Consider the following 22,935-nt stretch of genomic DNA (forward strand, 5'->3'; position numbering starts at 1 on the left):
ATTACTTTAATTACCCGCCTTAGTTCTGCAGAAAGAAATCGAGCAGATCTTTCTGAACCTGCGGCGTATTTTCCTGCACAACCCAATGCCCCGAATTTTTGATGATTGATTCCTTTACGTTTGTGGCTACCAGCCTGCAATGCTCTGCAAGAAAAGAACCGGCAAAATGATCTGATCCCATAGCCAGCAAAGGCATCGGCAGCTTATTCTTCATCAGCTCAAGGTTATCCTGGCCGTCCTGGTTAAATGCACCGAACCAATGAAAAGCCCCTGTGGTAGCACCTGGAACCGAATAAGCCCGGATAAATTCATTCTGCTCAGCTTGCGTAAATGCGTCTTTTACATAACCCACCACAGGCCAGAAATCGGTGAAGAATGTCCCAACCCTGCCACTAACGAGCTCGCCTGAATGTGGCTGGGCGAAAAAGCCAAACCACCATGCCTGGGCTTTAACCTGGCTCCAGACAGGCTCAACCCCTGGCAGCAATGCGTCCATCAATGCCAGTTTCTTAACTTCGTTCGGGAATTGTGCGGCATAAGCATAGGCTACCATCAGGCCGATGTCGTGTCCGGCAAGATTGATATTTTTATAGCCGAGTTTTTTCATTAATTCGTGCATATCTACCGCCATATTTTTTTTGTCATATCCATCGGCTGGCTTCGCTGATTCGCCGACGCCCCGCAGATCAGGTGCAATCACCCTGAAGTGTTTTGACAGTTCAGGCAACAAACGGTTCCACATATACCAGTTTTGACCGAATCCATGGATAAGAAGTAAAGGCTCTCCTTTACCGCCGGTTACGTAATGAATTTTGACGCCGTTTACTGTTGCGTATTGGTGCTTGAAACCAGTTGGGGGTGACGCAGGCGTTGTCGTAGCATCTGGTTTAGTTGCCGCCATGAAAGCTGAGGCATGTGTTGGGGCCAGCCAACCGGCGCTTGCTACTATTAAAAGAACGAGAAATGATTTGGTAATTGTTTTCATGATTTTGATGGGGTTTTATTGTCTGATAATTGTTACTGTCATTTGCTGAGTTGTTCTATTTTCCGGTGGGCAATTGCTCTATCCAATGGGCAATAAAATCTGCGTTTTCCTTCCAGGTGGGTTGACCCAGAACAAAATGATTTCGTCCTTCGAATTCTTTATAGTCGGTTATCGATCCAGTATGTTTATATTTTTTATAGTTGGCGTAATTCAGTGCCGCCGGGATAAAATTATCGTTTGAGCCTGCTATGAATAATAAAGGTGCATGCGGTTTTTTAAAATCGACCTTTGCGGCTTTGGATATGGCATCCCTAACCACCAGTTTGGATTCTGGTATAAGATATTTGTAATACCCTTCCTTTTGTTCTTCATATGACATCCCATTTGTAAATGCGTATTGCCATTGCTTAAAAGACATTAAAAAGGATTTTTTTGCTGAAGTAAAAAATCCAAGTGGACCCCTACCGGCTTTATAAAAAGAGAACTTGAAGGTGAAGACGCCTTGCGGTTGCAAGGAGTGTATTGCTACTCCGGCAGCTGCCAATTCCCGTTCAAGTAAAATTTGGGTAATGAGCCCGCCCATCGAATGCCCGATTAGGATAGGTTTTTCAGGCAATTGCCGGACAAACTCGTCGAAATAATTCGTTAGGTTTTCCAGCCGTAGGGCCGCAATACAGGAGTTCGGTTGCGTTTGCCGCAGGTCATTGGCTGCGCCATCCTTAGCGGGCCATGGAGGAGCAAGTGTTGTATAGCCTTCTCCTTCAAAAAAAATACGCCATTCGTCCCAACACGAATTGCTCACAAATGCTCCTGTTATAAAGACGATGGTTTTTGAAGACTCTTTGTTCATGGTGTTCTGATAGTTAAAATTGCCATCGGACTGGCAGTCGCCGGGATCAACTCAATAGATATGCCAGTGCTTGAAAATGATTGATAATCAGATTTTTGTAAAATGGAATTATAGCCGCGTTACTTTATCTCGTAGCTGGCTCAGCATTATAACGAAATAGCGTTGTTTTTAGAAGGTATTTTGGGAATCAATACAGTGCGATGTAGCCTTAGATATTCATTGATTGCAGTTATTTTGCTGCGATAGCTTGGCCCGGAAAACAGCCAAACGAACACTTGTCCCGCTTATTTTTGGAAGGCTCTTGTAATGCCTAATTTCTTCATTTTGGAATTTAAGGTAGTCGGCGGTAAATTCAGCAACCTGGCGGCACCGCCAGGGCCCCATATCTTCCAGCCGCATTCATTCAATGCCCGCAGAATATGTGTTTTCTCATTTTCTTTCATTGTTTGAACGTTTGCATTTGCAATGAAACTCATGGCTGGTTGCTCAGTTTGGAATGGCAATGCAATTGTATCAATAAAGTCGCTTTTAGCCAGTAACACGCTTCTTTCGATCAGATTTTCCAGCTCACGGATATTGCCGGGCCAGCGATAGGTCTGCATACTTTCCAAAACCTTTTCCGACAAGCCTTTAATTGCTTTCCCGGTTTTGCGGCTGTAAATAATTAAAAAATGATGAGCAAGCGCGGGGATATCTTCTTTACGCTCGCGTAGCGGAGGCATAACAATCGGGAAAACATTTAATCGGTAATACAGGTCAAGCCGGAAGCGACCTTCAGCGACTTCCATTTCTAAATTGCGGTTTGTAGCAGCGATAATGCGAACATCAGTTTTAATAGTAGTTCGACCCCCGATACGTTCAATTTCCTTTTCCTGCAGTACCCGCAACAACTTTACCTGCAATTCCAACGGGATTTCACCAATTTCGTCTAAAAACAATGTTCCTGTATGTGCTTGTTCAAACCGCCCTATTTTTCTCTCAAACGCTCCGGTAAATGAACCCTTTTCGTGTCCAAATAATTCGGAATCAATTAAAGTGGCAGGCAAAGCAGCACAGTTTACCTTAATAAATGGTTTGGATTTACGCGGGGACAAGTAATGAATGCGCTCTGCGATTCTTTCTTTGCCTGTCCCGCTTTCGCCCAGGATAAGGACGGAAGAATCCGCCGGCGCTACCTGTTGAACATTATCGAAAACATTTAACAAAAGGTGGCTGCTTCCGATAATCCCGGCAAATAAATTAGCACTCGTTTCCTGTCCCGCTGTTCTGTGCACTCCATTATAAACAGGGTTGCTACCCAAAGGGCTCTTTGAGTCAGAGACCATGATTTGGGCAAAATCACCAATTAAATTCCTGAATCGGTCGCACAATATTAAATGATCAGAGTCGTATGCATCTGGCCGACGGCCGTAGAAAAAGAAATAAATTGCCTGGTTGCCAGACAAGGGTACGGGAAAAACCAAAAGCGATCTCATTGAAAACGTTTCCGTTATCAGTTTTCTCATCGGTTGTTCATTAAAAGCCGCCTGCAGCTCCTTTTCGTCATACCAGGTTGCCAACTGCTCCCATGTGCTTTTTCCTTTCAAGGCTGAAAGCTCATATGATTTCTTGTTGGTGATAACCATAAGTTCCTTGGGACCAATGGTTTGGTATTCCTCGAATCCAATACGCATAAATCCAATTTCGTCATTATTGTTGTCATTTGACTTAAGGCCAACGGATAGATATTCGAATGGAATATAAGGCTGAAGTGCCTGGCCGATTTGCATCAGTTTGTAAGTCCAGTCTGCTTGCAAAGCAATGATCCGTGCCACTTTTTTCTGCAATGCCGCATTTTGCCTCAATTTATTTTCAAGGTTGTTTTCATGCCGGTAAACGGCAATGTCTAAAGCCACAAGAATATCTTTTTCGCGGAATGGCTTTACGATAAAGCCGTAAGGGTTCGTTTTCTTTGCTTCTTCAAGGATACTTTGATTGGAGTTGGCAGAAAGATATACAAATGGAATATTTTCTTCTGTTAACAGATTTGCCAGGTCGATACCGGTTAATTTGCCTTTCAGGTAAATATCCAACAAGACAAAATTAGGCTTATTGATCTCGATCAACTCGAGGGCTTCATCAACTGAATCAGCTATACCGCATATATCATAGCCGGCATTCTGTAATAAATTGCGTAAAACATCAGCAATGATATATTCGTCTTCGACGATCAAAATCTTCTTACTTAACTGGTCTGTCATGTTTAGTCCACCTGATATTGATTACATTCGGCGGTTACAGTTTTTGTAAACGCACTAATTCATAAATCCTGCCAAATGAATCGAAAGTAACGCTTAATCAGCCGCTCGACTCAAATCAGTTAAAATTACATCACTTTCACCTAATATAACGAACATGAAGGTTTAATTGATGCCGAGATCTACATGGATGGCCATTGTGGATTAATAATTACAACCATATTTCGTAAGGTTTGAATTTCAAGAACCACGATATTTCGTTGTTTTAACTCAAATAGTAATCATAAAATCACTGCTAAAAAGCGTTATACTTGATATCTCTAATGAAGCACGTCTTTTATTTGTGATATACATCACTCTTCTCTTGAAATAGCGTGATGTTGTACCCGCAGTCGAAAAATGGCGCAACCGATTGTTTTGCACTGTATTCTCGTACATTACATATGATCTCATCATTTTTGCCTGTTTGGAGTGTCAAACAGGCCCGTCCAATTTTTAAGGTTTTAATTATGTTTTATATTTGTGTGTGCGTACACACAAATACTTATTCTATTTTTTCTCGTAATTTATCAACTATGCTAAAAAGACTGTTGTTTTTAATTTGTATCGGCCTAACAAGCGTTACCAAAGCTCAGGATGTTTTTCTTTCGGGTGTAAAACCGGGCAAGGCATTGGCGTTTTTTACTAAAGGGGCATTGGTTTTAAAAAATAATTGTTTATCTGTAAAGTGGCTTGCTGGTAAATCGATAATTGCCATAAACGAATCTGCCGTTCAGAATAAGAAACAAATTAATTTAAAGGGCTCTCCTTTATTTGGATTAGAGTTTAAGGATGGTACTATAATCAATTCTGCTGATTTTCAATTAAGTACCACTCCGCAAATTGTTCAGATCAAAGGAGATCCTGGGGCAGTTAAATTTTCTGAAAAGGAAGATGGTGTGAAAATTTTAGCCGAATTTTTGAATGTGAAATATGGTGTTAGTGTAAAGTGGGAGGCTGTTTTGAAAGATAATTCCAATTATATCAGACAAGTTTTCAGCGTTTTTGCTTTGAAAGACTCTTTAAAGATCAAGAAATTGAATCTGATCAATTTTCCGGCAGAAACGGGCATTAAGCCGTTGGGGGTTGTGGACGGATCGCCAATGGTATCGGATGATTTCTTTTTTGCCTGTGAAAGTCCAATAAGTAAATACAATAATCAGAATGGCCGGATCTGCAGTTATATTGAACGACAGGAGCCAACTGTTGATTTCGAGGTGTCTACCGTATGGGGCATTGCTCCTAAAGGGCAATTGCGGAGGGGATTTCTTTATTACCTGGAGCGGGAAAGAGCAGTGCCATACCGCCAGATGCTTCATTATAATTCATGGTATGACCTGTCCTGGGCCGATCGTAAGTTAACTGAAGCTGGTTGTCTTGATCGTATTCAGGCATTTGGTGACAGTCTTACGGCAAAACGTCATATTAGCTTAAACGCATTTTTGTTTGACGATGGCTGGGATGACAACCAAACATTGTGGCAGATCAGCCAAAAGAATTTCCCTGCAGGTTTTGATAACATTAAAGCGCTGGCTGATAAATACGGAGCTTCATTGGGAGTGTGGATGTCGCCCTGGGGTGGTTACGAGCAGGCAAAGGAACAGCGGCTACAGTATGGCCGAAGCCAAAATCCTCCTTTTGAAACTAATTTGCATGGCTTTTCTCTTTCCGGGCCGGTTTATTCGTCCAGGTTTAAAAGTACTGCCGCTAAGTTCGTAACCAGTGATGGTATCTCTATGTTTAAATTTGATGGTGTAGGGGCGGGAGATCAGTCTACAGGTGCTACTGTTGAATATCAAACAGATATGGAGTCTTTGCTAAATTTAGTAACGGGCTTGCGTAAGGTAAAACCGGATTTGTATTTTAGCCTCACCATAGGTACCTGGCCGTCGCCTTTTTGGCTTAAATATGGTGATGTAATTTGGCGAAATGGCTGGGATACAAACACGCAAGGGCAGGGCAATGGCCGTCAGCAATGGCTCAATTACCGGGATGGTCAGGCCTATAAGAATATTGTAATGCGCGCTCCCCTTTATCCTTTGAGCTCCCTGATGTATCACGGGATTTGTATTGCGGATAATGGCGCGCCTGCTAAGTTTGACATGGATGATAAAGATATTTCTGACGAGATATGGTCGTTTTTTGGATCTGGAACCAGTTTGCAGGAGTTGTATATCAATCCCCATAAGCTAAACGAGGCCAACTGGAATTGCCTTGCCGCTGCCATAAAATGGTCGCGCGAAAATGCGGATATTATGCCGGATGTGCATTGGGTAGGCGGCGATCCATCCAAAGGGGATGTTTACGGTTTTGCAGCCTGGTCGCCGAAAAAGGCTGTTCTTACCTTAAGAAATCCCTCAAATACAGCTAAAACATACCTGGTTAATACCCGGGAAGTATTTGAATTGCCATCAAATAGTACTCCAGATTATATCTTTTATAATGCGAAAGTTAACAGTAAAGAAACGAAGTCGTATGTGTTTAAGGGAGTCGTTCATGCTGTTAAGCTTGAGCCGTTTGAAGTGATAGTTTTAAACGCTGTACCTGTAAAATGACGGTTTAATCCATTTGTTTGTCTTCTGATTTGAATTATAAATTGATGTTATAAGTGTGCGCGCAAACGCATTGGCCTGCATGATAGTGCGTATGGCAAAATTGCTTTTAAATAGATTAAAATGAAACGCGTATTCGTAGTAGTATTGCTAATCCTTTGCCTTTTCAATAAAACATCTTTTTCGCAAAATTTAGCTTCATATAAATGGTATAATCCTATTAAGGCTGATTTTCCGGTTATAGAAGGGCAGGCTTGGTCAAAAGAAACGGCAGGTAGTTATAACAGGTTTCCGGCGCGTGCCGAAAAGAGTCTTAATCCCAATGTGTGGAACATCTCCCATAGCAGTGCCGGTTTGTACATTAAGTTTAAAACAGATGCACAGAATTTGGTTATCAGGTACAAAGTTAATGGCGATTTTGCTATGTCACATATGCCGGCCACAGGTGTAAGCGGATTGGACCTTTATGTATTGGATCCTAATGGCCAATGGTGCCTTGCTCCGGGTAGTTTCTCGTTTAAGGATACGATTACTTACCGGTTTTCAAATATTAAGGTAAGTGCCGATTTTGCGGGGCGAAGTTATGAATACCGGCTTTTCCTGCCTTTGTATAATTCGTTATCATGGCTTGAAATAGGCGTTCCATCTGGTAGTGCATTTAATTTTATGCCTTTATCCAAAGAAAAGCCGGTGCTTGTATATGGAACATCTATTGTCCAGGGAGCTTGCGCTTCAAGGCCAGGGTTGGCATGGACCTCCATTTTGCAGCGCGCGCTGGATCGCCCGTTGATTAATCTTGGTTTTTCCGGCTCCGGATTGCTTGAGAAATCAGTTATTGACCTGATGGCAGAGGTGGATGCGAAAATATATGTGCTTGATTGTATGCCCAATATGATAAGTTTTTCTGACCAGGAAATCGAAGCACGTTTATCTGCAGCGATACAAACTTTAAAGCAGAAGCACCCACTGGTGCCGATATTGCTTGTTGAACACAGCGGGGGGAACGCTGGCGGACTATTGGATACGGGTAGAAATGCCGGTTATGGTCATGTTAATAAAGTGCTTGACCTGGCTTATTCAAAGTTGATTGCAGCCGGAACAAAGGGTATTTATTTATTGACTGGCAAAGAAATCGGGTTTGGTATCAACTCAACAGTTGATGGTTTACATCCTAATGATATCGGAATGGAGCAGTATGCCGCAGCATATGAAAAAACAATCCATGTTATAATTAATGAACCAGTTGGCCGCTATTCAACCACGCGGCCCGCAGTGCAAAGCAGGGATGGGTATTACGACTGGCGAAGCAGGCATAATGAAATATTAACGCTTATCAAAACCAGTTCGCCGAGGATTGTATTTCTTGGTAACTCTATTCTGAATTACTGGGGCGGTGAGCCCAAAGCGCCTTTAGCAAGAGGAGCTGATTCGTGGGATAAATATATGGAGCCTGTGGGGGTGAAAAATTTTGGTTTTGGCTGGGACCAGGTAGAGAATGTGCTATGGCGTGTTTACCATGAAGAAATAGATGGGTTTAAGGCTGACAAAGTGATGATTATGATAGGCACCAATAACTTGTCTGCCTGCAGTGACCAGGAAATATCAGAAGGGTTGAAAATGCTTGTGCTGGCTGTGAAGGAACGTCAGCCCACAGCGGAGGTTATTTTGTCGGGTTTGCTGCCCAGGAGGGCGATGGAAAGCCGGATAAAGGTGCTCAATAAAGCCATTGCTAAACTGGCAGCTCAAACCCAGGTCCGTTTTATTGATCCGGGCAAAATATTGCTTAACCATAAAGGGAAGATCGATGAATCACTTTTCGGGGATGGCTTGCACCCCAATGGGGTTGGTTATCAAAAGCTGGCGGTAACATTGGTGCCATATCTTAAAAAATAACAAAAATGCTGGTATGAAGTGCGCTTAACGTGTGCAATGCTGAAACAAGTTCAGTATAGCGGAATTGTTTTAAAAGTAATTTCTATCAAATGATAGTCGATATTGATGAGATGGACTATATTAAATTACTTTTGCTATCTTTTCTACGCTAAAGTTTATTATGAAGAATAAAATTGTTCGCATTAAAGACATTGCCGAAAAAGCGAAGGTTTCGACGGGTACGGTTGACAGAGTACTGCATAAACGCGGGCGGGTATCAAAAAAGGTAGAAGAGAAAGTACTCAAAATTATTGAAGAGATGGATTACGAGCCCAATCTTATGGCAAGGGCTTTGGGATCAAATAGAATATACCAAATAGCGGCCTTAATACCCGATCATGAAATTGATTCCTATTGGTATGCGCCTAAGGCCGGTATTGAAAAGGCAGAGAAAGACTTAAAGCAATATGGCATTATTGTACAACAATATGTGTTTGATCCATATGATGTAGATTCATTTATAAGCAAAGCCAGTAAATTAACCAATGATAAGCCCGACGGCATAATTTTATCGCCTATATTTTACCGGGAAACCCTCCCTTTTTTCGAGAAATGGAAGGTTGCCGAAATTCCATTTGTGTTGTTTAATACACAAATTACTGAATGTGAGCCTTTAAGCTATATAGGCCAGGATTCATACCAGAGTGGTTTTTTGGCTGGTAAGCTTATTCATTATGGACAACCCGATTCCTGCTCTGTTTTAATTGCGCACATTGATGAAGAGACGAGCAACGCCGCTCACCTTTTAAAAAAGGAGCAGGGATTTCGCAATTATTTTGCTCAAAATAACCTGGATCATCAGTACAAAATTCTAAGGGTTGAGTTAAACAGGTCAAATGCCGCAGTTTTTATGAAACAACTCGGTGATATTATTGACAGTGCCCCTGATTTAGCGAGTATTTTCGTGACAACATCTAAAGCTCATGAAATTGCGAAGTACCTGGAACAGCGATATATAAAGCATATTAAAATAATAGGATATGATTTATTGCCTCCCAATCTGTATTTTCTGAATAAAGGGACAATCAGTTTCCTGATCAATCAAAACCCGAAAGGGCAGGGCTATTGGGGCATCTACCAGTTAACCGACAGCCTGGTGTTCAAAAAAGAAGTACCAATTATCAAGTATCTTCCGCTTGATATCGTTACAAAGGAAAATGCGAACTATTATGTTGATGATGAGGATGCCGTTTATTTAGATATCTGATTTCTTCTTAGCTAATTGTAATTCATTCACAGGTCTGTATCACCATTGTTCGTTTATCCGGCTCAAACTCTGGTCAAATCCCTTTTCTGCCAAAGCCCAATTTTAATGGGTTACGGAACAAAGTACAATAAATTACTTCATCTATAACAAAGGCGCTATGCTTTTAAGTTTCCCATTTGCGGCTTAGTGTCCTTGTACGCAAAAAACTTTTTTAATAACATTTTTGTGCACAACCAGAGCGGCTCAGCTCAGCGTGGTATCCGCCGATAAGTTCTCGCTGATTAATCTGTTTTATTTATATAATCCTAAGGTTTTTCCGGTGCATTACCCTCACGAAAAAAATAGTAACAAAAAATTAACAAAGTGTGTGCGAACACACTAATATAATTATATTTGTATCAAGGTGTTTATGTTAATTAAATGTGTTCGTAAACATTTTCCTGATCGCAACGTATAAACGAAAAATAAATGTCATATAATATCTCTGAAATAGTATCCAATTTTTGCATCGAAGGAAATGTCGCAGCTATTATTCCGTATGGGGCCGGGCACATAAACGATACATTTCATTTAAAAAATACAAATCCGGGTTTGCCGGGGTATTTGCTTCAGCGAATCAATCATCATGTGTTTGAAAACGTTCCGGCTTTGATGAAAAATGTACAATTAGTAACAGATCATTTAAAAGGAAAATTGACCGGCATTCCGGGTTCAAGCCCCGATAAAGAAGTACTTACAATAGTTTCGGCTAAAGACAAACAGTGTTTTTTTTGTGATGAAACAGGTAATTACTGGAGAATGTATTGTTTTTTGAAAGATACCAAGAGTTATGACATGGTATTAACCGAACAGCAAGCTTATGAAGGCGGCAAAGCATTTGGAAAATTTCAGTTACTGTTGTCAGATCTTGATAGCGGATTACTTTACGAAACCATACCAGGCTTTCATAACATCACCATGCGGCTTGATCGTTTAAACAAAGCGGTATTGGCTGATCCGAAAAACCGGATTAAGGATGTTTTGACTGAGTTATCGTTTATAATTGAAAGAGCAGATCAGATGGCTACCATCATGAATTTGGGAAAGGAAGGGAAATTGCCGCTGCGCATTATTCATAACGATACCAAATTCAATAACATATTGCTTGATATGAATGATCATGAACAATGTGTAATTGACCTGGATACAGTTATGCCCGGCTATGTGGCATATGATTTTGGCGATGCCATCCGCACTATCATTAATACCGCGCCCGAGGATGAGAAAGATGTTACAAAGATAGAGCTGAACATCCCCTTATTTAAAGCTTATGTAGCGGGGTATTTTGAATACGCCGGTAGCTTTTTGTCAGATACAGAAGTTAAATCGCTTTCGATGGGAGTTTTATTAATACCCTATATGCAGGGTGTGCGCTTTCTGACGGATTATATAGAAGGTGATATTTATTACAAGATTCACTCTACCGAACATAATTTACAGCGAGCCAGGGCACAGTTCGAGCTGCTTAGCAAGCTTGAGAAAAATTACGATGTTTTAGATCAGATAGTTCATAACACAGCAAAAAAGTACATACAGATAACAACCGAAATTAAATAATGGAACTTACAGTAGCATTTTTAGAAGATGTGGACAAAAGCAGCCCTATTGAACACGTGTCTGTTTTGTTAGACGAGCAGGAGAAGCACCTTGTTGGAATTGTACCATGGCCCGATTATGATTACAAGCCCGATGTTCATTTTGCGATAGCTTACAGCAATGATTGTTTTATGTTGAAATATTACGTAAGAGAAAAAGCGATAAAAGCTTCCTGTTACAAGCCCAATGAACCCGTTCACCAGGATAGCTGTGTGGAGTTTTTCATTGGCTTTGGTACCGAGCTGGAGTATTACAATTTTGGGTTTAACTGTATCGGCACTTGTTCGCTTGGCTTCGGAAGGGGCAGGGAAAATCGCGAGTTATTACCTGAAAAGTTAATACGGCTCATAAAGTCTCAAGCACGGCTAACACAGCAAACAAATATAGGGCATGGCGATATTAGCTGGGAGCTTACCCTGATGTTACCGTTGGATGTTTTTTATCATCATTCATTTACATCATTAAAAGGGCAGCAATGCCATGCTAATTTTTATAAATGTGGAGATGAACTACCCGAGCCACATTTTTTAACGTGGCATAATATTGAATGCGACGACCCTGACTTTCACCACCCGGAGTTTTTTGGGGAAATAAAGCTTGAAGCTTAACATAGCCATGCGGCATTTATATGTGTTTGAAGTTATTTGCAAGGTAATAGCACAGAGTTTTTTGTTTTTATTATTGATAATGTAGATCCCGGAAAAACGACGATTTTATGAGAATGAAACTTATATTAATAATGTTATTATATAGTGCAGTGGCTTTGGCACAGGTTAAAGTTGATGGAACTTACCAGGAGCTTCCGGATCCCAAACCTGTAAAACAGGCAAGCTGGAGTTCGCTGAAACCCGGAGTTTATGTAAGTTTCGCTACCTCCAATATACGTTATGATAAACATAATGCTCCTGCCATATCTCCTTTACAGGCTCAATGGAAAACCAAAGCGTGGAAAGGGGAAAAAGTGCATACTCAATTCCTGATATGGACAACCCGGAATCTGAAACAACTAAGCTTTATATGGAGTAAACTTAAAGATGGTAAAGGGCATGAAATTTCCGAAAAAAATATAAACGCGAGTTTTGTACGTTATGTGATGGCCGATGGGTTAAACAATGAAGGCGGTGGCTGTGGTATATTGCCCGGCCATGATTCCAGCCTTGTTGAGGATGTTATTGACCCTGTAAAAATGATTCCGGCAGGTAAAAATACAACCAGGCCGGTTTGGTTAAGTGTGAGTGTACCGGCTACCGCTGTTGAAGGCCTTTACAGGGGGAATGTTAAGGTAATTGAAGGGAAAAATGCACCGCCTTTAATTTTACATTACGCTATACAAGTGCTTAATCATACCTTGCCTGCACCGGAGCACTGGAAATTTTACCTTGACTTGTGGCAAAATCCCTATTCGGTGGCCCGGGTGTATGGTGTAAAGCCATGGTCAAAGCAACATTTTTATGTAATGCGCCCTTACATGAAAATGCTGGCAAATACCGGGCAGAAAGTAATTACAACTACACTTATTCATGATCCGTGGAATAGCCAAACCTATGATATTTACGGATCGATGATAAAATGGACAAAAAATAAGAATGGCTCATGGAGATATGATTATTCAATATTTGATAAGTGGGTGTCTTTTATGATGTCATTGGGGATTAATAAGTTAATCAACTGCTATAGTATGATTCCCTGGAATCTAAAGTTTTACTACTATGACGAAGCCCTGAGAAAAGACACGATGATCGTGGCTAAACCTGGCTCGGCAGAATACGAGGCACATTGGCGCCCAATGCTGATGGATTTTGCCCGCCATCTTAAAGAAAAAGGATGGTTTAATAAAACCACTATAGCTATGGACGAAAGATCCATGGCCGATATGCAAAAAGCTATTGCGTTAATAAAAAGCGCTGATAAAAATTTTAAGATTTCGTTAGCAGGCAATTATCATCCGGAAATTGAAAAAGATTTGTTTGATTATAGTGTGGCGTCAAATCAGTTAATGGATGAGGCAACAATTCGTTTGCGCAGGGAATCGGGTCTAAATACCACCTATTATACCTGTTGCACAGAAGGATATCCCAATACATTCAGTTTTTCGGCCCCGGCCGAGTCGGTTTGGCTGGCATGGCATGCCGCTTACAAAGGATATGACGGGTATTTGAGATGGGCTTACAATTGCTGGACCAAAGATCCTTTACGTGATACACGATTTGGGTCATGGTCATCGGGCGATGCTTACCTGGTTTATCCCGGTCCACGGTCCTCTGTTCGCCTGGAACGATTGATCGAGGGCATCCAGGATTTTGAAAAAATTAATATTTTAAAGGAACGGTTTATAAAAAATAACCAGCAGGATAAATTACTTCAGCTAAAAAATATATTGGAAGGTTTTGACATTGGAGAGTTGAAAAATAAGACTGCTGCCGAAACACTTCAGGTCGCGCAGGATCGACTGAATAGCTTATAAATCACAAAAAAAAACGTTTTAATAATTTATATTTATTGTTTGCCCGCTTTCATTTTCAGCTTTTTTTTGACTTTATTTATACCTTCTGATTATTTTGAAAAGCTTAACATAAATGGCTTACACCAAGCCCCTAAAAAAATAGCTTTTTTTATTTTTAAACGTTAAAATCAATAATCGATAATAAGTACATTCTTTGGATGATGCCAATTATAAATTTTATAATGCAGAATGAATAGCCTGGAAGTTCAGCTGATGACGGATGAGGATCTTATAGCATTGATCAGGGAAAATGACCTTGGGGCGTTTGAACGTATTTATAATAAATATTGGTCAAAGCTTTATCTTTCAGCATATAACATCATCAGAGATCGCCAGGTAGCTGAAGATGTAACCCAGGAAGTATTGGTAAACCTGTGGATGAAACGGGCCAATCTTAAACTCACTTCGTTAAATGCCTATTTATATACATCTGTTCGTTACCAGGTGTTTAATGTTATCCGTTCGGGTAAAGTAAGAGCGGATCTTTTTAACAAGCTGGAGGAGCTTTTTAGCAATAACGGCGGCGAGGAACTCCTGTCTGAAAAAGAAATTAACCGTTTGCTGGAACAAGGTGTTGCTGAGTTACCTGAAAAGTGCCGCCAGATTTTTATTATGAGCCGCAAAGAACACTTATCAACCAAAGAAATTGCCGAACGGCTGGGTATCGCGCCAAAAACAGTCGAAAACCAACTGACTGTAGCCCTGAACCGCTTGCGCAAAACGCTGGGCGATTTTGTTTGCATAGCCACCATTATGTTATGCGGGCGTTGGTTTTAAGTTTTTTTACCTGTATCTGCTTGCATTTATCCCTTGCTTAGATATTATTACGGGTTTTACTCTCCAAAATTTCATGATTCCTTAATGCTGTAGAAATATTTTATTATTCTTTGGGGTATGGCCTGTTCAGGGTTACTTACATACAATAACTACCCAAATGGAAAAAGAAACACTGATAAACCTAATAAACAAATACTTATCAAACGAGGCTACTCCCGAAGAGGAGGCCCGGTTGCTAAGCTATTATGATACACTCCAAAAAAACAAGCTGCAATGGGATGAACTTGAAATGGGCGAAGAGAATGTAACAAAGAGCGAGTTGTACAGCAAGATACTATCGGAGATAAAAAAACGTGAATCTGCACCTAAAAAAATGATTTTTCTGAGGAGGTGGTTTGTGGCGGCCTCTATCACAACATTGCTGATTGCGTCGGCTTCTTTGGTTTTTTTTATGAAGTATAACAGCTCATATTTCATCGCAAAAAATAGCACACATCCTGTAAACAAGCACAGTATTGCCCCGGGAGGAAATAAAGCATTGCTAACTTTGGCCGATGGTTCAAAAATTACCCTGGATGATGCCGCATCCGGCGAACTGGCCAAACAATCGGGTACAAAAGTATCTAAGGCGGCAAATGGTCAGTTGGTTTACACAGTTGAAAACTCTGCATCTCATGCCACTGCTCCGGGTTTGCCTGAATACAATGTTATTGAAACCCCAAAGGGAGGGCAATACCAGGTTAATTTAGCCGATGGCACTAAGGTTTGGTTAAATGCCGGATCTTCACTCAAATATCCTACAAATTTTGATGGTGCAGTACGCAAGGTTGAATTAGCAGGAGAAGCTTACTTCGAAGTTGCTAAAAATGCACATAAACCATTTAAGGTTATCAGTAACCACCAGATGGTGGAGGTTTTGGGTACACACTTCAATATCAGCTCTTATACGGACGAAACTTCGGTTAAAACTACTTTATTAGAAGGCTCCGTTAAGGTATCAGCCATCAAAGCCAATCAATCCAGATTACTGAAACCAGGTCAGCAATCTGATATCAATTACGCAAATAATTCAATTTCGGTACAACCGGTTAATACCGAAGAGGTTGTGGCCTGGAAAAATGGTTATTTCCTTTTTACCGATGAAGATTTGAAAAGCATTATGAGCAAGTTTGCCCGCTGGTATAATGTTGAGGTAGAATACCAGGGCAATGTGGATAATTTAAGATTTGGAGGGATGGTGTCGCGTTCAAAAGACCTGGCGCAGGCATTGAAGATAATTGAACAGACAGGGAACGTAAAAACCAGGATCGAAGGAAGGAGGGTTATCATTATGCCGTGATCATTACCCAGCATAAGGTAACCTAAAAAGGAAAGCCGGAAGTGGTGGAACACTTCCGGCCGGAAAGTTAGGGCTTTGCCATGAAATTAAATTCGTAGTCCAATTACAGATTAAACCCAAAACAAGTTCAAATGTATGAAATGTTATGAAATAAGTTTATACACAATCCCCCGTATAAAAAATAAAGCACTGTTGATCATGAAATTATCGATCATATTGTTATTGGCAACAATACTTCAGGTAAGTGCTAAAAGCTATGCACAAAAAATCACATTGTCAGAGAAAAATGCTCCGTTAGAAAAAGTGCTTAAAGAAATAAGAGAGCAAAGCGGGTACGATTTTTTTTATAACTCAAAGCTGATTAAAGACGCTAATCCGGTTAGTATCAATGTACGGAACACAGAATTGGAAGAAGTATTGAAACTGGCACTTTCGGGTCAGCCGTTTATCTATAGCATAGAAGAGAAAACAATAATTATAAAACCTAAGCCTGCGCCTGTTAAGCCCCCCGTTCAGGCAGTACCTATTATCAAAGTTTCAGGTGTTGTTACTGATTCAAAAGGTGTCACTTTACCCGGCGCGAGCGTGCGTATCAAGGGGACCGATAAAGGTGTAATAACTGATAGCGAGGGTCGGTTTATTATTGAAACTAATGATAACAGTATCCTTGTTATTTCATTTGCCGGTTTCATTGCCAAAGAAATTACGGTTACCGGAGCAACATCTTTCCTGACCGTTCAGTTACTTGATGATACCAAAGGTATAAATGAAGTAGTGGTAGTAGGCTATGGTAAACAAAAGAAGCTGACCATAACCGGGGCTGTTACCACGGTGAATGTTGCTGATATAACAACTCCAAACCGCTCCCTATCTAATGCCCTGGCAGGTAAGGTAGCCGGGGTTATATCAATGCAAAGAAGCGGGGAGCCGGGTTACGATAATGCATCATTTACCATCAGGGGTATTGGCACTTTTACAGGTAACTCAAACCCGCTTATTATTATAGATGGCGTGCAGCGGGATGACGTGAACAGTACTTATGGTGGAGCTTACAACAACATCGATCCGGAGGATATTCAAAGCATTTCCCTGTTAAAAGATGCATCGTCAACCGCCGTATATGGGGCTAAAGGCGCCAACGGGGTTTTGATCATTACCACTAAAAAAGGTGTTGCAGGTAAACCTAAAATTTCCTTTAAAACAGAAACATCCATGTCGGGCCTTACCAGGACCCCTAAAATGCTGGATGCCGTTTCATGGATGAGGTTGCATAACGAAGCAACTACAAATGATGGTAACCCTCCTGCATATTCTGAAGAAACTATCCAGAAAACGGCAAGCGGGTTAGACCCATACCTTTATCCCAATGTAAACTGGATAAAGTCTGTATATAAGAATTGGGCCCCCGGCTATAATACCAACTTAAATGTTACCGGCGGTGCTTCGTCGGTAAGGTATTATGTTTCCGCTTCTTTTTATGACCAGGATGGAAGTTATAAAGTAACCAAGCAAAATGGCTATAATCCCAACCTTAACTTTAAGCGTTATGACTTCAGGTCAAACCTTGATATCGATATCAGCAAAACCACTTTACTAACTATGAACCTGGATGCGATGCTGGTGAGCAGCCGTTATCCCGGCATCTCGGCAGGAAACATCTGGTATGAATCATATTTAACCCCACCTAACGCGTTCCCGATAAGATACCCCGATGGCAAATGGGCCGGTCCGTATAACAATGGCGGATCCAACCCGGTAAACGATATCCAAAACTCAGGTTATAACACCGAGTTTCGCCCTACTATCCAGTCTGTTTTTTCCATTAACCAGAAACTGGATGCAATTACCAGCGGCTTGAGCGCCATGGCCAGGTTCTCGTTCGATTCGTACAGCGAAAATGACAATGGCAGAACAGGAACCAATGATCTTTACTTAGCTACATCAAGAGATCCGCAGGGTAACCTGGTATTAGGTCAATCGAGGTACGGAAACCAGTTTTTGGGTTATACGCAGTATTCATCTGCCGAAAAAACCATGTACCTGGAAACTAATATTAATTATGATCAGTCCTTCGGCAAGCATCATGTGGGTGGATTGCTTCTATACAATATGCGATCGAGGGTCCAGAGCACCGCGGGTAGTGTTATTACCTCTATTCCTTATAACAATCAGAGTTTGGCCGGCAGGGCAACATATACTTATGCCGATAAATACCTGCTCGAATTTGATGCCGGCTATACCGGTTCAGAAAACTTTGAACCGGGTAAAAAGTTTGGCTTTTTCCCGGCTGTCTCTGCGGGTTGGGTAATTTCAAGGGAGCCTTTTTTCAAAGATTTTTCAAAAACGTTTAACCTGCTTAAAATAAGGGGTTCACATGGTCTCGTAGGTAACGATCAAATAGGATCTGATTACCGTATCACCAGGTTTCCTTATATCAATCAATATGGCGGTGGCGGTTCTGTGGGTTTAGGCCTTAACGGAACAATATATGGTGGTACTACCGAGACTGTTATAGGAGTGGAGAACCTGACATGGGAAAAAGCCAGGAAAGATAATATTGGACTGGAGATAGGGTTGTTCAATAAACTGAATATCACTGTTGATGCCTATAAAGAGAGGCGGACAAATATTTTGGTTCAACGCAGTTCTTTATCTGGGATACTGGGTGTAAGCGGGGCTGTATTTGCCAACTTAGGTGAAATGAATAACCACGGTATTGAGGGTAACATTGAATATAATGACGATATAGGTAAGGTAGGCTTGCGCCTTTATGGCAATTTCACTTACAACAATAATAAAATTGTACAGAAAGATGAGCCGAAACAGTTATACGCCTATCAGCAGGCTACCGGTCGCAAATATGGCGATAACCTGATGTATGTTGCGGAAGGGTTGTTTACCTCGCAGGAAGATGTTGACAAAAGCCCCACCCAATTTGGCGCTGTGTTGAGGCCCGGCGATATCAAGTATAAAGATGTAAATGGTGATGGCGTGATCAACAGCTATGACAAGGTTTATACAGGTAAATCCGACATACCTACCATATTATACGGCGCAGGGTTTACGGTTGGTTATAAAAAGTTCGATCTTTCTCTTTTCTTCCAGGGAACCGGTAATGTAATTATTATGGCAAACGGTTCTTCTATAACCGGTGCAGGTGCACAAGGCGCGGGTATTGTACCGTTTACAGGCATGGGCACTTATCCATCGGGTATGCTTGCAAGCCTTGAGAACAGGTGGACAGTTGATAACCCAAGTCAGAATGTATACTATCCACGGTTAGGCATTGCTAATCAAAACAGCAATAATTATCAGCCCAGCACGTGGTGGTCAAAAGACGCGAGTTTTGTTCGTTTAAAACAGGCCACATTGGGTTATACTTATAAGCCCTCCTTTCTTACCCAGGCGGGTATTAACTCAGTCTACCTTTATTTAACGGGGCAAAACCTGCTAACATTCTCCAAATTCAAACTTTGGGACCCTGAACTTGGCTCAAACGGTGCAGGCTATCCACCGGTACGAATACTTGCCTTGGGGTTAAGGGTCGCGTTATAGAAATCGTGAATTTTAAATCAGTTTCAAAAGAATTTAAAGTGTGCCAAATGAAAAAAAACATACTAATAATGGTAGTTGGGATATGCTTCCTGGGTGCCTGTTTATCGTCCTGTAATTACCTTAATAAAAAACCGGATAACCTGTTAACATCAGATCTGATCTGGAGTACCAGGGCTAATGCCGAATCTTACCTGTATAACATTTACGGTTACATTGTACAAACCGATGGGGGAGATTACAGCGCGATGGGCGCAAGTGACGAGTCGTCGGTATCCATTCCCGGCACCAATGTAAGGCAAATGGTTGTTGGCAACTGGAGCCCTGTAAATGCTTATTTTGATTATTGGGACAGGTATTACACTGGCATCCGGTCGTCTTTCATTTTTGAAGCCAATATTGATAAGGTTCCTGCTACCCAACTAAGTATCAGCCTGAAAAATCAATATAAAGCCGAAGCAAGGTTTTTGCGCGGGTGGTTTTACTGGCAGTTAATGAAGCAATATGGCCCTGTTGTAAAAGTAACGGAAACATTAAGCTTAAATGATGACTTCAATAAGTACCCGAGAGCGTCTTTTGACGAATGCAAGGATTATGTTAACCAACTGATGGATCAGGCCGCTTCGGGTTTACCGGCGCAATGGCCTTCAACCAGCAATTACGGTCGGCCAACAAAAGGTGCCTGCCTTGCTGTAAAAGCTCAGCTGGCCTTATTGTCGGCAAGCCCATTATGGAATGGTAATCCATCGTTTGCTTCTTTTAAAAACCAGGATGGCACCCCGCTGGCACCCACAGTATTTGATGCCGGCAAATGGAAAATAGCTGCCGATGCAGCCAAGGCTGTAATTGATTTGAGTGCGTACAAGTTATTTACAAATCTGGATAATGGCGGAACCCAGTTTGATCCTTATCTGTCTGTCAGGGACCTTTTCTTAACAAACTGGAACAGTGAGATCATATTTTCAAGAAACTCATGGAATTATTGGGGATATACCAAATGCGTGTCGCCCGGGCCGGGAGGATATAGCATGTACAATGCCACCCAGAATGTTGTGGATGCGTTTTATATGAATAATGGCCGCACCATTGATGATCCGCTTTCGGGATATACAGCCACAAGTTTTGCTCAAAGTAATGGCGCAAAATATTGGGAGCACAGCAAAGGGCAATGGAACATGTATGCCAATCGCGAACCGCGGTTTTATGCCTATATCCAGTATAATGGCCGGCCGGTATTGCCTGCGCCAACTGTTGATGATAAAAACTATTATTCATCTGCAGCAAATATTGACGGCACAGGCCGGGTTGAATTTTATTATAACGGTAAAGCCGGTGCAAAAGCCAGCGGCGCAAGTAATAATATTACCGGATATGATGTATTAAAAAATGTAAGCCCTGCCGATAACATAAGGATGGATGCCACCAACTACAGGCCGTTTATATTGATCAGGTATGCCGAGATATTATTGGATTATGTAGAAGCCCTGAATGAATATGATCCCTCGAACCCTAATATCGTGCTTTATCTTGATCAGATCAGGACCAGGGCCGGCTTGCCTGGCATAGAGACCGTTTATCCGGGAGCTGTTGGAAACAAGGATTTAATGCGGAAATATATTTTAAGGGAACGCCAGGTAGAGCTTTGTTTTGAAAGCGACCGATACTTTACCCTTGTAAGAAGGCTATTGTTAGGTGCCGATGAAAATCAGACTATCTATGGCCTGAATGTCAACACTGACGATCAGGGCCAGGGATTTGCGTTTACTGGGCTTTACAATAAAACGCTTTTTCAAAAAAGAGTTTGGAACAATAAAATGTACCTGTTTCCAATATCCCAGTACCAATTGGACCGTGATAGGGCACTGGTACAAAACCCGGGTTGGTAATGATGATTCTTGTTAACCCAACAAGGGTAAAAGGTCTGGAAATAAATAATTAAACCGTAATTATTCAAATGAAAACATTCATAAATATATTGGCAAAAGGCATCAATCAATACCTGTTTGCCGGGGCGCTTTTTATAATGATAGCTTTTGTGAGCTGTAAAAAAGAAAAAGTTCCTGCACATGATCCTGCATCGCCTATCAGTATCAGTACATTTATCCCGGCACAAGGTAGCGGTGGTACCGAAGTATTGATCTCCGGTACTAACTTTTCAACAGATACCTCGCAAATTTCGGTTACCCTGAATGGGTTCAAACTGAAGGTCATTGGTGCCAACACCAAACAAATGATGGTAGTGGTGCCTAAGAAAGCAGGTTCCGGGCCCATAGTTGTAACTATTGGAAAAGGAACCGCAACAAGCACCGATAATTTTACATACCAATATACCAGGACTGTAACCACCCTGGCAGGATCAGGTAAAGCAGGCTTTGCAAACGGTAAAGGAACAGATGCTATGTTTGATTTTAGCGGGCAAAGCTGGTACAGAAGCTGCGGGGTGACGGTTGATGACAACCTGAATGTTTATGTTGCCGATCCCGGAAATCATTGCATCAGGAAAATTGATACGGCAGGTAATGTATCTACACTCGCCGGTAATCCCCAGGTTTCGGGTTACGCGGATGGTAAAGGGGGCGCGGCAAATTTCTCCCTACCTTACGATGTTGCCGTTGATGCCCAGGGAAATGTATATTCCGTCGATCCGGGAAATTATGATATTCGTAAAATAAGTCCCGATGGTACTGCAACTACCTGGGCTTGGGGAAACCAATCGCCATGGAGTGTTGCTGTCGACAAAACAACGGGTTTTGTTTATTACTCCAGTTGCTCCAGCCCCGGAAACATCTATCAGGTATCAGCTCAATGGACTACCAAACAGGTTATATCCGGCCTTAATTACCCTGCAGGAATCAAATTTGACAAAGCCGGTAACTTATATGTATCAGTTAACGGCGACCAGGTTATCAGGAAGTTCAGTGCCGGCAACTGGAACGGTAGCATCATAGCAGGGCAACTTGGTGTTTCTGGTTATTTAAACGGAGCCGCTACGACTGCAAAATTTGCTTATCCATGGGGTATCGCGGTTGATAACAGCAATAATATTTATGTAGCAGGCAACGGAACATGGGACGGCGGCAGCTATAACCCCGATCAAAGTATCCGCTTTATACAGGCCAATACTTTTGATGTAAGCACCTTTGCCGGCAGCGGTACAGCAGGTTATGCTGATGCGATAGGAGGATCTGCGCTTTTCAGCGGGCCAACCGGTGTTGCTGTTGATAAGAATGGAACCGTATATGTTTTAGATAAAAACAACAACCGGATAAGAAAAATAGTTTCGGAATAATAACGATCCTTTTTAAAAATACTATCACAGTTTATTTT

14 protein-coding genes are annotated in these 22,935 nt (G+C 41.6%); 11 read left to right on the plus strand and 3 right to left on the minus strand.

Annotated elements, in window-relative coordinates; genetic code table 11:
* Positions 1-19: 19 nt before the first annotated feature.
* The 3 genes from DIU38_RS04080 to DIU38_RS04090 form a co-directional block, all read right to left on the minus strand.
* On the minus strand, positions 20-985 hold the full coding sequence (locus DIU38_RS04080) for an alpha/beta fold hydrolase (RefSeq protein WP_112654192.1): 966 nt from the start codon (positions 983-985) through the stop codon (positions 20-22).
* A 55-nt stretch (positions 986-1,040) separates the two neighbouring features.
* Complete coding sequence (locus DIU38_RS04085) at positions 1,041-1,835, minus strand: alpha/beta hydrolase (protein WP_112654191.1); 795 nt, start codon at positions 1,833-1,835, stop codon at positions 1,041-1,043.
* Between the two features lie 284 nt (positions 1,836-2,119).
* Positions 2,120-4,075, minus strand: a complete 1,956-nt coding sequence (locus tag DIU38_RS04090; RefSeq protein WP_112654190.1) for a sigma 54-interacting response regulator — start codon at positions 4,073-4,075, stop codon at positions 2,120-2,122.
* Positions 4,076-4,647: 572 nt separating this feature from the next.
* On the opposite strand from DIU38_RS04090, the gene DIU38_RS04095 reads away from it, so the two are divergent.
* The 11 genes from DIU38_RS04095 (at position 4,648) to DIU38_RS04145 (ending at position 22,897) form a co-directional block, all read left to right on the plus strand.
* On the plus strand, positions 4,648-6,666 hold the full coding sequence (locus DIU38_RS04095; RefSeq protein WP_112654189.1) for an alpha-amylase family protein: 2,019 nt from the start codon (positions 4,648-4,650) through the stop codon (positions 6,664-6,666).
* A 120-nt stretch (positions 6,667-6,786) separates the two neighbouring features.
* Positions 6,787-8,556, plus strand: a complete 1,770-nt coding sequence (locus tag DIU38_RS04100) for an SGNH/GDSL hydrolase family protein (protein ID WP_112654188.1) — start codon at positions 6,787-6,789, stop codon at positions 8,554-8,556.
* A gap of 160 nt (positions 8,557-8,716) precedes the next feature.
* Positions 8,717-9,802 (plus strand): LacI family DNA-binding transcriptional regulator, encoded by a 1,086-nt coding sequence (locus tag DIU38_RS04105; protein ID WP_112654187.1) that lies wholly within the window; start codon positions 8,717-8,719, stop codon positions 9,800-9,802.
* Between the two features lie 468 nt (positions 9,803-10,270).
* On the plus strand, positions 10,271-11,398 hold the full coding sequence (locus DIU38_RS04110; RefSeq protein WP_112654186.1) for a phosphotransferase enzyme family protein: 1,128 nt from the start codon (positions 10,271-10,273) through the stop codon (positions 11,396-11,398).
* Positions 11,398-12,045, plus strand: a complete 648-nt coding sequence (locus DIU38_RS04115; protein WP_112654185.1) for a carbohydrate-binding family 9-like protein — start codon at positions 11,398-11,400, stop codon at positions 12,043-12,045. The genes DIU38_RS04110 and DIU38_RS04115 overlap by 1 nt, the downstream gene beginning before the upstream one ends.
* A gap of 131 nt (positions 12,046-12,176) precedes the next feature.
* Entirely contained in the window at positions 12,177-13,901 is a 1,725-nt protein-coding gene (locus DIU38_RS04120; protein WP_208057592.1) for a DUF4091 domain-containing protein, read from the plus strand.
* Between the two features lie 228 nt (positions 13,902-14,129).
* Entirely contained in the window at positions 14,130-14,717 is a 588-nt protein-coding gene (locus DIU38_RS04125; protein ID WP_112654183.1) for an RNA polymerase sigma-70 factor, read from the plus strand.
* A 157-nt stretch (positions 14,718-14,874) separates the two neighbouring features.
* The gene (locus tag DIU38_RS04130; protein ID WP_112654201.1) at positions 14,875-16,056 is read left to right on the plus strand and encodes a FecR family protein; all 1,182 of its coding nucleotides are present in this window, start codon (positions 14,875-14,877) and stop codon (positions 16,054-16,056) included.
* A 198-nt stretch (positions 16,057-16,254) separates the two neighbouring features.
* A complete protein-coding gene (locus tag DIU38_RS04135; RefSeq protein WP_208057591.1) occupies positions 16,255-19,611 on the plus strand; it encodes a TonB-dependent receptor in 3,357 nt (1,118 codons plus the stop codon).
* Between the two features lie 47 nt (positions 19,612-19,658).
* A complete protein-coding gene (locus DIU38_RS04140) occupies positions 19,659-21,494 on the plus strand; it encodes a RagB/SusD family nutrient uptake outer membrane protein (RefSeq protein WP_112654181.1) in 1,836 nt (611 codons plus the stop codon).
* A gap of 68 nt (positions 21,495-21,562) precedes the next feature.
* Positions 21,563-22,897 carry an IPT/TIG domain-containing protein gene (locus tag DIU38_RS04145; protein ID WP_208057589.1) on the plus strand — a complete coding sequence of 445 codons (1,335 nt, stop codon included), beginning with the start codon at positions 21,563-21,565 and terminating at the stop codon, positions 22,895-22,897.
* The last annotated feature ends 38 nt before the right edge of the window (positions 22,898-22,935 follow it).

Origin of the sequence: Mucilaginibacter metallidurans, assembly GCF_003286435.2 — a bacterium.
Lineage (GTDB): Bacteria > Bacteroidota > Bacteroidia > Sphingobacteriales > Sphingobacteriaceae > Mucilaginibacter > Mucilaginibacter gossypii.